The organism is Gluconobacter albidus, from assembly GCF_002005485.1.
Lineage (GTDB): Bacteria > Pseudomonadota > Alphaproteobacteria > Acetobacterales > Acetobacteraceae > Gluconobacter > Gluconobacter albidus.
Map to the genome: position 1 here is coordinate 2,214,759 of NZ_CP014689.1, position 12,666 is coordinate 2,227,424.

Below are 12,666 nucleotides of genomic sequence, written 5' to 3' on the forward strand. Positions count from 1 at the left end.
TGTCAGTCATATGCACAAAACTCATATGCCGACAGGGAAATATTATTCCAGAAGTCCTGCGCTTAATAGAATTTGAGCGTGTCGGCCTGAAGCCACGCGGTCGTTCCCGGAGCACAGGAAAGACCGATCTCCAGATCGGTGATGTCCCGGCCTGTCCAGGCCCTATGATGCGGATTGTCCACGCTTGCCAGACTGGTGAACGGAACCCGGATCGTCTGCCAATGCGCAGACAGCGGCAGGGATGCGCTCCAGGATGCCCCGACCGTCCCATTGGCCGTCATGCGCGCATCGCAGGACGATCCCCGCACCTCAACGGAAATCCCATGATAGGCCGAGACATCCACGGGCAGGATCGCGCCGGTCGAAAGCGGCACGGAGACACCCGCATAAGGCGTCTTCTGCTGCGCCATGGTCGCCGTCATGAACAGCACATGCCCTTTGCCCGCCTCGCGCGGCATGACTCCGGAGACTTCGACCGTGCGGTCCGGTCCGCGATCCATCGTGTCGGTCCGCAGCGTATCCAGCGAGGAACGCCCATCCGTCCGCTCAAAATCATCCACAAGTTTCGCGGCAGGCAGCGGCGCAGGCCATCCGGGCCGCCCGTCGGCAGGCGGAGCTTCAAGCCCGTAGAGCGGCTTTCCATCCACCATGGTCATTGCCACATGATGAATGTCGGAAATCGTCTCCCAGGGCCGTCCATCAAAAACCGTAATATCTGCCCGCAGACCCGGCGCGATGACACCGCGGTCCTTGTCCTGCCCGATCAGGACCGCGCTGGAATGCGTCGCAGCCGTCAGGGCCTGCGCCGGCGTCAGACCGGCACGGACCAGAAGTTCCAGTTCATGAAGCGTTGAAAGACCATGCGGCGTCGCAGGCATCCCCGCATCCGTTCCCACACCGATAACGACGCCCGCGCGGAAGAGCTTGCGGACATTGCGCAGTGCATTATCGAACAGGACGCTGTTCGCAACGACCTTGTGATCGGAGGAGTGAACCCATTTGTCCGGATCGAAAACCGAAAGTGTCGGGATTTCACCCATCCCGCTCTCCCGGATGACGCCGACTTCGCCATCGGTCAGCACCCGGTCCTGAAGACCATGCGCCAGCGAATCAACCTTTGCCCGCGCCGCAATCAGCCCCCGTTCGACGGTCAGGGTATGGGTCATGACCTTGAGACCCTTGACGTGGGCCTCCGCCACGGCCGCCGCCAGCGTCGCTTCATTCATGCTGGTGTTGTCGGGCATGCGGTTGTAGCGCCAGCCATCCGAGAAAATCTTGATCAGGTCCGGATGATACGCCACCACTGCGTCAATCGCCGCTTTCGCGCTGTCCGGAGAACTGATCCAGCGCGTCGTGTTCTGGTCCGCCCAGTCCGCACCATGGCCGCCCGGCGTGCTGATCCGGGCCGCAAAATTGACATGCGGCGCATCGAGCTTCGCCAGCCACGCCCGCAAGGGCGCATAGGCTTCCGGCGCTTCGTTGAAATCGCTGACCGTCGTCACACCCGAACGCAGATAGGCGGCGGCGATGGACGGATAATCAGTGGGGTCCCCCGCCACGGTCCAGTGCGTATGAAGATCGAAAAGCCCGGGTGTGACCGCCATGCCGTGCACATCAATGACATGCGCATCGGAAGGAACCGCGATGTCCTTTCCGACCTCCGCAATCCTGCCATCACGGATCACAATGGTCTTCCGCGCCGCCGGAGCGCCCGTGCCGTCAAAAACGACGCCTCCCACAATTGCAGTCGTCTCCGCCATCGCCAGAGGCACGCTTGCGAGCATGAATGCGGCACCAAGGCTCGCGGTCATCAGGGTTCGTTTCATCATCTGCGTCTTTCAGTCCTTGGCGTTCAGTCTGGCTCGGAAATGGCCGGTTTCAGATCGGGGCATCTTCCGAAAGCCACCCTCCTTCGCCCCCGCCGATGGGCGTTCCCGGCGGAATATTGGCGGCTGGCCGCGTTGTTTTTAACGCCTCGCGCCCCAGACGCGCCTGATCATGCAGCAGGACACTCATTTCCTGACACCAGACCGCTTCATCCCCGTGCCCTTTGAACGCCGCGAAATTCCCGGCCGCCTGCCGGATAGCCCCGGAAAGAGCCAGCGCAACATCCGGCGAGGTATGCGGATCATCGCGCGTCTGGGCCATGCTGAGAATGGTCCGATAGGCAACCCGCCGTTCCAGAGTCGTCTGGTGCCGGGACGCGACATCAGCCGTCAGCCTGTTCAGCAGATCTCCAAGACCGGGCAGCGCAGGATCGCGGGCATGTTGCAGAACCATCCGCTCCAGACGGCCCGGCCCGAGCAGGGAATGCAGCGTGATCTCGGCCGCCGTCTCCGCCGCATTGAGCGGATCAAAAGTGGAAGACCCGGCCATCCGGAAGACTTCGGTATCGTATTGCGGATCAGAATTGCCATTCACGCCAGACGACAGCATGAGCGTCAGCGCTGGCGAAACGCTCAACACCTTCGGAGACAGCGTCTCCAGCATGACATCCATCGCCGCATGCTGCCGCTTCGCATCAACCGAGACCGGCAGCGGACTCTGTCCGTCAACAACGGCATAGCGGTAATCCAGCCCACCGATCAGCTTGCCGACAGCCTCGACGTCATAACGATGCACCAGCCAGAGCGGAACGAATTTGCGACGCAGGTCAGACAGCCGCTCTCCCGGATGCAGGACATGAGGCCCAAAATGCGACAGCGCGATCTCACGCACCTTCAGCATCTGCCGCAGATCGTCCGGCGTGTCCCCGCCATCCGTCCACATATTGTTGCCCGCGAGTGCGGAATCGCTGTCCCGGCCGTCGATATCGGTGCCGAAACGCATGCCCTGCGCCTCGATCGCTTTGGCCTTGAGCGCCGCTGCCTTCTCCGGATCCTCGCCCGGTTTCGGCTGACCATACAACCAGTCGATGGCATAGCGGTCCCAGGAGCCGACACCCTTCGCATAGGCATCGGAAAAATCGAGCTTATCGCCCGTTATCCCAATCCGGGGGCCGGGATAATCCATGACGGAGGCACGGTCCTGCGTGCTGGCATAAAAATTATGCACAAGGCCAAGCGTATGACCCACCTCGTGAACGCCAAGCTGCCGCAGCCGGTCCAGCGAAATCCGGACAGGATCATCGGCACGGCCGGTATTCTCGTCCTCAGTCCCCGCCAGCGCCTCGAAGATGATGAGATCCTGCCGAAGCCGAAGCCCTTCCAGCACCACGTTTCCGCGCAGCACTTCGCCCGTCCGCGGATCAATCACACTGATCCCGTAAGAATAACTGCGGGTCTGACGTTCATTCCAGTTGACGATGTTATAGCGGATATCCTGCGGATCGACGCCCGGCGGCAGGATCTTCACCTGGAACGCGTCAATATACCCGGCAGCATCAAATGCGTTGTTCCACCAGGCGACACCCTCGGCCAGAGCGCTCCGCACAGGCTCGGGCGCGGCATTGTCGATATAATAAACGATCGGCTTCACAACCCGCGAGCGCGCTGCGGACGGATCGGTTTTGAGCAGCCGGAAACGGTTGGCATACTCGACCAGAACATTCTGTCCCAACGGTGCCCCGAAATCATAAACCGCCGTCCCATGACTGCCCGAGCGGATATCCAGCCTGCGCGGCACATATCCCGCCCCCGGAAGACGCACGAGCGAATGATGGACAATGAAGCTGATCTGATGCGGATCTGGGGAAAGCTGGCTGACTTCCTTTCCCGGAGCGTCGGACGCAAAGGTCAGAACGGATTCCGCCTCGATATTGTCCGGAAAAGCCTTGACGCTGGCTGAGTCCACCTGACTGAGGGCGGCAAGCTGATGAAATCCCTTCCCCCCGGCCTCAACCGTATCCGGCAGCTTCATCCCTCCGCCATTGAGCGTTTCGGCAATGGCCATCGTGTCATGGGTATAAAAAGGCGTGAGATCGACCACCGTATGCCCGGCCTGATCGACCGAAACGATATCCAGCATCGCAATCACGCTGAACGGAAAGCTCCGCTTGACCCCTTCCCGAACGTCCGCATCCCCTTGGGACATGAATTTCGGATTTTCAAAAATCACCGCAACCCGCGAGCCGATCCGGCGAAAAGCCAGAATATGCGTCGGACCGAGCATCCCGTGATCCAGCCGGATATTGGCCGACCCGATCCCTGTCCGCAGCGCACTGGCATAAAGATAGCGTCCATACAGCCCGTCACTGTCCGGCGCGGGAAGCGAAACCAGCGTTTTTCCGTTATGGGCATCGACACGAACAGCCAGCAGTGGCGCTTCTTTCGTCTCCTGACCAGACGCCGACGCCCCGATCCCCAGACCCGCAGTCGCAATGGTGCTCACAAGAAGCAGAAAACGGAAATTTCGTGACGGGCGGAAAAATTTCAAAGGCAACATGAAGACTTCCTGCTTTCTCCGGGAAAGAGCGAAGAAGTTCAGGAGACCATTCCCGAACACAATCCGCCCTTTTCCGGAGGCGATAAACGGCCTGTTTTCAGAAATTCGCAGTAACGGCGACGCGGAAAACCCTTCCCAGATAATTGTAGAGGGACTCATTGGTCTGGGCATAGGCAGGCACGTTGTTTCCGTCAGGCCCGCTCCCGATCAGAACCGGTTTCGAATTGAGCATGTTGTTCATAACGAACGTCGCTCTGACAGGATGATTATAGGCCGTGAAATCATAGGCGATGGACGTATCGAAATAGACAGCACCCTTGATGTGGTTGTTGTTGATCGTCCGATGCTGCGGCGTCGAAACCGGGCAGTTCGTGGTGCACTGGACATAGTCGTTGCCATAAACACCCGAGCTGAAACCACGCGCCACAAGATTGAACGTATAGTTGTCCACCTTATAGAAAGAACTGATCCGGTAATTCCATTTCGGTGCGCTGTAATCGCCCGCCAGACTGCCGCCATTCACGCCAGCATAGTTGATCGGATAGACGTTGTTATCAACCGTATTGGAGATGTAGTGCGTGATTTCGCCATGGACCGAGAATGTCCCCGGCAGCTTCTTCCAGATCTTCGCAAGGCGGAACCTGTAGCTCGCCTCGATATCCAGCCCCCGCTCCTTCTGGCTGGCAAAGTTGAACGGCTGTAACAGGATGCTCTGCAATACGCCATTCGAATAATGGATGTTGTTGCACCAGGCCGTTCCGCCGGAATAGCAGAAATCAACGGCATTCTGGCCCGTGACGGTCCCGATCGCATTACTGATATTGATGCTGTAATAATCAACCGACGCCATGAAACCGGGCAGGAAACGCGGACTGAGAACCGTTCCCACGGTCCAGGTGTTCGAGGTTTCCGGTGAAAGACTGGTATTGCCAGTCCGGATCTGCGTGAACGGCTGTGAACCCGGATCAGGGGAATTGGCCGGCAGAACTACGGTATTGTTCAGCGATGTTCCCGCAGCATAAAGCTCGTTCAGATTGGGCGCGCGGATATCATGGCTGTACGTCCCACGGAACTTGATGTCCTGAATGGGCGCATAGGTCGCACCCGTCTTCCAGGTCTCGACACTTCCGGATGTGGAATAATCCGTATAACGCCCGGCACCATTGATATCGACGCCCTTCAGAACCGGCAGATCAAGCTCAACATAGCCTTCCTTGACGTTATAGGAGCCTTTGTTGGCCAGGAAGTTACCGTACTGCCAGCCTGACTGATATGCGGAGTTCACATAACCCGACACCGATTCACGCCGCCAGTCGCCACCCATGGCAATGGCTGCATTTCCGCCCGGCAGATGGAACATGTCTCCCCCGATATCGAAGGAGGCGACATGCTGCTGAAGCACCTGCTCACGCGCCGGCTGCCCGGTCTGCCCGCCATAGATATAATTCAGCGCCGCAGCGGAAGGACCGCTCGTACCAAGACGGTCAATCGGTACACAGCCATTGCCGGGATTGCTGATGGTTGAACGGCACATGATCTGGCCGTTATGCATCACGGCATCCTGAGCCAGAGCCATCCGCGACACATTCCAGGTATTCTTCAGCCGGATATCATCCAGCGTCCGTCCATACTGGTAATACCAGTCCCAATGCCAGTTATTCCCCGCAAACTTGAACTTTCCGTTCATCCCGCCGACATAACGAAACACCTGACGGCTCACATCACTTCCCGGCACCGGAAAGCCTGCATTGCTCGTCCCCATATTGAACGAGTTTAAACCGGCAGCCGCCATCTGGCTGGCGACCTGTGAATAGTCGCGGTTCAGATAGGCATTGTCGCGATTGATCGTAACCCCGGTGCTGGGGGTCTGCTGGTAATAGCTGCTCCCGCTATATTTGTTCCAGGAAAACTGGCCGAAGATCTCGGTATGCTCACTGATGTCGTAGGACGTGCGGTTAAAAACGCTGATGCGCTCCTCGCTCGGGGTCAGCGAGTTGGTCCCCACATGCCCTTTCAGCGTCTCCTCCGTATCCCCACCAATCATGTAAGGGCTCGAAGCCGAGCTTCTCACACCATATTTGAGCTGCCCGGTCTGCCCCGGTGCTCCAAAATACGTTCCCGCAAGCGGCCCCGAACTGATCAGACCACCCGACGTATAGGTCGAGGGACCAAACCCTGACCCCACAAGCCGCTGCGGCTGACCATTGGTTGCGGTATAGGCTGGGTTGTTGATCTGGAAATACCCGCTGTCGTTCCAGGAACGGTCAATCGTATCCACACCGAACTGCTGGTAATACTGCGCATCCAGCAGCACATGGAGCTTCCCGTTCAGGAAAGTCTTTCCCATCGTCGCATTGAGCGTATAGTTCGGATCGTCCGCATAAGTCGTAAAGCCGGTATTAGCCGAGAGCTTCACGCCTGAGAATTTCTTGTTCAGAACGAAATTGACGACACCGCCTACCGCATCGGAACCATACTGTGCGGAAGCGCCCCCCGTCACAACTTCCACACGTTCGACAAGGTTCTGCGGAATGGTGTTGACGTCCACCAGCCCCGTGATGGACGAGGGCACCGACCGCTGACCATCAATCAGGATCAGCGTCCGGTTGGCCCCCAGACCGCGAAGATTGACGGAGTTGATCCCGGCCAGCCCCGAAGACAGAAAGCCCGAACTGGTCGCAGACGTACTCCCCTGCGTCACAGCAGGAAGCTGGTTCACCAGTTCAGAAATATTTGCCGGAACCTGGGCCGCGATATCCTCATGTCCAAGCACCGTCACCGGCGTGGGAGAACTGAAGCCGTTACGGACAATATGACTCCCCGTAACCGTCACCTGCTCCGCCGCGCTGCTTTTGACAGACGTGACTTTCTGCAATTCCTTCTTTTTTGCAGAAGCCTTTACGCTGGTTCCAGAGGATGATCTATGTTCGGTACCGGAACGTTCCGAAGAATTTTTTTTAACATCCACGGAAGATGCGGTAACATCTTTCACATCAGCCGCACACACAGCCGTCATCGGGAAAACACACAGGATCGACGTTGACAGAAGAGAGCGGGAAAAGCGGCCCAGCGGAAACTCTATTTGTGCCATACGAAAGGTTCCTGTGTGATGTGTGTAAAGAAAAATTTACAAAAGTTGCCTGATTGAAACAAGAAATTTTTCAGACATTCGCGTTTTGTATTATTCGGATCCCAGGCATTTCAGGCACCGGCACGGCCCGGAAAAACAATACTCAAAAATCCCGGTCAGAACGCGATTTCCCATACTGCGCAGGATCTCTGAACGTTCTGACGGGCGCCTGAAACACTGCTCAAAGCTGCATGATCAACTCTGTCAGCAGGTTCCATCTCACAGGAATACTGGAAATTTCTATATATTCCTGCAGGGTATGGGCTCCGTCCCCCACAATACCGAGTGCATCAAGGGTCGGAACTCCCATCGCGGCAGAGAAATTGCCGTCCGAACCGCCACCGGTAGACAGATCGAACAGGGTCTGACCGTCCGCAATGGAAATGGCTTCCGCTTTTTCAACCAGCGCGGCAATTCCGTCGTTTTTCACATACCCAGGGCGGTTGATCCCGCCTTCAACAAAGAAACCAACATCCGGATCCACAGCCTCAAGACCCAGAATACGCTCATTCATTTCCGTCCCGGTCGCACCATCCGGAACGCGCAGATCAACGACCGCCGAGGCGTGCTCTGCCACGACATTGGCCCCCGTCCCTCCGGAAATGAGACCGACATTGACCGTGATGCCCCGGCTTTCATCCGTCATGGCTTCAAGCGCCAGAATCTGGTGAGCAAGTTCGCGGATTGCACTGCGCCCTTCGGCATGCGCCCGACCGGAATGAGCCGGACGGCCATGACATGACAGGAAGTACCGCCCAACGCCTTTTCGGCCGCTCACGATACCGTTCCCCGGTCGTCCCGGTTCCGTCACGAGCACATACCGGGCTCTGGAAGCTTCGTCTTCAATCAACGACCGGGATGACGGACTACCGATTTCCTCATCCGACACAACCAGCATCCGTATTGGCAACGGCGACTGCCGGGACAGTCTGGCCAGCGCCCGGAAAGCCAGCAGAACGCCCGCTTTCATGTCAGCAATGCCCGGCCCGTACAGCCTGTCCCCTTCCTGTTTCCACGGCAATCCATGGGCGAGCGTTCCGACGGGATGGACCGTATCAATATGGCAGAGCAACAGGATACCCTTCTCATTCGACATCCGTTCGGGATCGAAAAGAACAAAATGATCCCCCAGCGCCGCCCCGCGCGTGTCCATGTTGCCGCCGTGCACCTCGGCTGCCAGCCCGGCATTCCTGGCGCTGGACATGATCACCCGCCCCAGTTCATCCACCTTGTCGGGACTGGTGGTCGGCGTTTCGATACTGACCCAGTCCTTGAGTTCCGCAAGAAACGACGACAGGTCTTCAGATGACATCTTCATAAAGAAAACTTTCAGAGAACTGGAAAATCAGGGCGTATGAAGGCCGGCGGCCAAAGAAGCAGGGGTATCGCGCAGGCGCTTTCTCATCCACAGGAACGGAACCGTGGACAGCAGGGCCATGACCACCACATAAAAACACCATGAGACAGAACTGCCTGTCCGGTTGATAATCACGGTGAAAATGGGCTGGGCCGAACCGCCAAACACAGTCACGGCCAGAGAATAGGCGCAGCCCACACCCACGGTTCTGACAGGCATCGGAAACAGCCGCGTGAGAATACCGGTACCCGTTCCCGAGGCTGCGCCATGGAAAATGGCCAGAAATCCCAGAAGCGAAAAAACGACCGGAAACCCTGCGCCATGAGAAAACAGCATGAAAACCGGAACAATCGTACAGGCCAGAATGACACGGCAGGTCACGACGATCGCCGTCTGCCCGAAAGCTGAAACCAGATACCCACTGGCAATCGCTCCGAATGCCGTACCAGCACCGATCGCAATATTCACCGACAGGGCCGGAAGCGCATGGAAATGCAGGTTTTTCCCGGCAAACAGGGCACAGTAGAGAAAGAAATACTGAAGCACCGTCCCACCCGCCGTAATCAGCATGCCTGACAGAACCTCCACAGGCATTCCGGTGAAAACGGACAGGATATGGGGCGGCTTCTGCTGCCCCGGTTCGGGAACAAGGGTTTCCTCCAACGCACCCCGCAGCCAGAGCCCGATCGGCCCGATCATGGCCCCGATCGCAAACGGAATGCGCCACCCCCAGCTGGCAAGCTCATGATGAGTCAGCACAAGGCTCAGCAAGGCTCCCAGAAGTCCGGAAGCGATGGTCGCAAAGGACTGGCTCGCAAGCTGCCAGGACGCCGCTCGCCGCGAGGTTTTCGTATCCGGTGCGGACTCCACCAGAAACGCCGTGGCAGGTCCCATCTCCCCTCCGACCGAAAACCCCTGAAGCAGCCGCGCCACAAGAAGCAAAGCCGGCGCTGCAATCCCGATCGTTCTGTAGCCCGGCAGAATGGCAATCAGCAGAGACCCGATGCACATCGAAAGCAGCGTCAGTGTCATGGCGGCTTTCCGCCCGCGCGTATCGGCATAATAGCCGATCAGCAGAGCCCCCAGAGGCCGTGCGACGAAACCAAGACCGAACACGGAAACCGCCTGCAAAACGCGGACGTAATCATCCGTGCTGCCGAAGAAATAATCACCGATATAGGCCGCATACGCCGTAAAGACCGTAAAGTCGAAGAACTCCAGCGCATTGCCGACAGTCGCGGCGGCGATCGTCCGGGCGGTTTTCCTGCCTGTCATGCATGCTGTCCCTTCTGGCCTGTAACGACGTTCGGCATCATCAGAAATTGTAATTCAAACGGCCACCGATAAACCGGGGCGGCCCTGAAATCGCTGTCTGCACGTTCGTGGCCTGAGAGCGCGTCAGATCATATTTCCGGTCGGCCAGATTGGTCGCATAAACCGTGGCAGACCATTTTCTCGAATTGGGCTCAAACGTCAGGAACGAGTTCAGAAGGAAATAGGCCGGGACGGTCCGGTAAGGCGGATTACCGGGAATCAGACCTTCTGCCCCACGGTAGGAATAATCAACATCGAAGAGAACATGATAATGCGGAAGCACATGAATGGTATAAACAGCAGATCCGTTCATTGAAATCTTGGGAATGCCGCTGTCAACACCATGATAGTTGCTGTAAAACGCCTGCCAGATACCGGTCTTGGCGTAATAGGCATTCACCTGTGCCGCATTGATCGAATGAAACTGGTCATAAACGCCCCGCTGATATCCCACGACCTGCGTGAGGGTCAGATCCCGCGTGGGATGCGCCTCCATGGAGCCTTCAACGCCCCAGATGGTCGAGCGCGGCACGCTGACATAAGACCCCACAGACCCATAACTGGGGACAACAATGTTTCCGAGCACCTGCTGGTCGCGATAATCATAATAGAAGGCCGCAGCATTCAGGCGCAGACGGTGAGAGAAGAAATCGTTCTTCGTCCCGATCTCATAGGCCAGGATCGTTTCCGGCTTGATGGGCTGTGCCTGCTGCGGCACGACCGTATTATTGGCCGTAAATCCTCCGGGCTTCATGCCTTTGCGAATATCCGCATAAAACAGACTGGTCGGCGTCGCCTGATATTCAATCCCGACCTTCCCGGTAAACTGGTTGGCGAGCGCACCATGCGTTCCGAAGTTGAGGTCGTTGTGCCCGAAGTGAATTGTCGTGAGATCGACAAGCTGCCGGGAATCCGATTCATGTGAAATACTGCCGACAAAACGCAGGTTTTTCAGAACCTTGTACCCCAGCGTAACATACTGGTTGAATGTCTCCTGCGGCGAACTGAACCTCGTCTCGGACATGTACCCACGCAGGGCATAATCCGAGAAATCATAGTAGTTGTTCTGCTTCTGCATGATCCGGTTGTAATAAAGACCGGCATCCCAGCTGAATCGGCTCGCACTGTCTTTCAGGTTGTGAAAACTGACTTCCTGCGTGAACGAATTCGCAACCTGGGTGCGATAGTCGTCTGCCGTGGCATACGGCATTCCGTCCTGGTCCTGGTATTCATGAAGCTGAACGGCGTCATAGGCGCTCGAAACATCAAGCTCTCCGAACCGGAAGCGATGCGCCATGGCCAGATGAAAGCCCCAGTTCAGATCATTGAACTGGGGTTTGGTGTCATGATAGCCGATCAGCTTCGCAAACGCCGGCTTGATGTCCCAGCCCGTCTGGTAATAGCCAAGATCGCGTCCATATTGTCCCGCATAGGCCGAGAGGTTGTTGTTGATCCTGAAACCCGGAGCTTCCGAGCGGTTCAGGGACCAGTATCCGGTCAGATCCACATCCGTATCTTCATCCGGCTGCCAGGCCAGCTTGCCGCGGATCGCCCCGGTATGCTGATCCCCGAGAGACTGCCCGGTATCACGGTTGGTATAGTACCCGCCCCCTTCAAGAAGCTCCGCCGCCAGACGATACTGAAGATTATGCGTGATGGAGCCGGTGACGAACGCATCGGTCTTGCTCCTGTTGTACGACGCGAAATCTTCGGCAATCCCGGCATGAAACTGCTTTTCCGGCGCCTTGGTCGTAATACGGACCTCACCGCCTGTCGTGGTCTGTCCATGTGTAAAGCCGGACGGTCCGGGATCGACCCCGATACTGTCGATATCGAACAGAGGCCCGGATGTCATGGACGAAATCGGATACGCCACACCATCAATATAGGGCATGACGGAAGGCGTATTGTTCATGGTCAGATCGTTGAAACCAACGCCCCGAAGATGAAAATTCAGCGCGCTCGAGCCGTACTGGCTTTCAATCTGAAGGTTCGGCGCCAGCTTCTGAATATCCGTCGTGGTGATAACCGCGCGTTGCTGCAGCGTTTCCGAGCTAATCATTGTGGTCGATGAGCCTACATGCTGCTCTGTGTTGAACCGCGTCGGAAGTTTGCGCACCGAAACCTTGATGGTCTCCGCATCCGTAGCTGTCCGGGATGTTGCATGGTCCGCATTCCTGTGACGCACCGAAGCACCCCCCAAGGGCGCCGCATGTTTGACAGAATGCGCCGAATGCGTGGGCGCGGCTTCGGCAGAACCAAGCGTTGCGCCCACCGTACCGAATGCCAGTGCCGTTGTCAGTTTACAGCTCCGGGAAAGAACGCGCAGCACCATGAAAAGCTTCCTTATAGAGGCCTGTCTATACGCAAGGGCGGATTGCAGGACGCCCCGGATGACAGCCGGAAAGCCCTACTCGTTTCTTAAATGAAATATTAAAAAAACGATTGAATCCATGCCGTAACATCGACAAGAATGTTGCGT

The 12,666-nt window shown here is 57.3% G+C and carries 6 protein-coding genes; all 6 read right to left on the reverse strand.

The genetic code is table 11. The features are described 5' to 3' along the window. Positions 1 to 62: 62 nt before the first annotated feature. Positions 63 to 1,829: an amidohydrolase family protein gene (locus A0U94_RS10125; RefSeq protein WP_197460406.1), complete on the reverse strand. Its 1,767-nt coding sequence runs from the start codon at positions 1,827 to 1,829 to the stop codon at positions 63 to 65. Positions 1,830 to 1,878: 49 nt separating this feature from the next. Further along, the gene (locus A0U94_RS10130; protein ID WP_077803933.1) at positions 1,879 to 4,383 is read right to left on the reverse strand and encodes a zinc-dependent metalloprotease; all 2,505 of its coding nucleotides are present in this window, start codon (positions 4,381 to 4,383) and stop codon (positions 1,879 to 1,881) included. Between the two features lie 97 nt (positions 4,384 to 4,480). Then, positions 4,481 to 7,258, reverse strand: a complete 2,778-nt coding sequence (locus A0U94_RS10135) for a TonB-dependent receptor plug domain-containing protein (RefSeq protein ID WP_208611632.1) — start codon at positions 7,256 to 7,258, stop codon at positions 4,481 to 4,483. Positions 7,259 to 7,694: 436 nt separating this feature from the next. Continuing rightward, positions 7,695 to 8,831 carry a M20 family metallopeptidase gene (locus A0U94_RS10140; protein ID WP_208611633.1) on the reverse strand — a complete coding sequence of 379 codons (1,137 nt, stop codon included), beginning with the start codon at positions 8,829 to 8,831 and terminating at the stop codon, positions 7,695 to 7,697. 27 nt (positions 8,832 to 8,858) lie between these two features. Further along, positions 8,859 to 10,145, reverse strand: coding sequence for an MFS transporter (locus tag A0U94_RS10145; RefSeq protein ID WP_077803289.1), 1,287 nt, complete (start codon positions 10,143 to 10,145; stop codon positions 8,859 to 8,861). Positions 10,146 to 10,185: 40 nt separating this feature from the next. After that, a complete protein-coding gene (locus tag A0U94_RS10150) occupies positions 10,186 to 12,519 on the reverse strand; it encodes a TonB-dependent receptor (RefSeq protein ID WP_077803290.1) in 2,334 nt (777 codons plus the stop codon). Positions 12,520 to 12,666 lie beyond the last annotated feature (147 nt).

Excerpts from the sequence above, each read along its gene's own strand:
- A0U94_RS10140 (WP_208611633.1), bottom strand. The coding sequence starts at position 8,831 with ATGAAGATGTCATCTGAAGACCTGTCGTCGTTTCTTGCGGAACTCAAG.
- A0U94_RS10145 (WP_077803289.1), bottom strand. The coding sequence starts at position 10,145 with ATGACAGGCAGGAAAACCGCCCGGACGATCGCCGCCGCGACTGTCGGC.
- A0U94_RS10150 (WP_077803290.1), bottom strand. The coding sequence starts at position 12,519 with ATGGTGCTGCGCGTTCTTTCCCGGAGCTGTAAACTGACAACGGCACTG.
- A0U94_RS10125 (WP_197460406.1), bottom strand. The coding sequence starts at position 1,829 with ATGATGAAACGAACCCTGATGACCGCGAGCCTTGGTGCCGCATTCATG.
- A0U94_RS10130 (WP_077803933.1), bottom strand. The coding sequence starts at position 4,383 with ATGTTGCCTTTGAAATTTTTCCGCCCGTCACGAAATTTCCGTTTTCTG.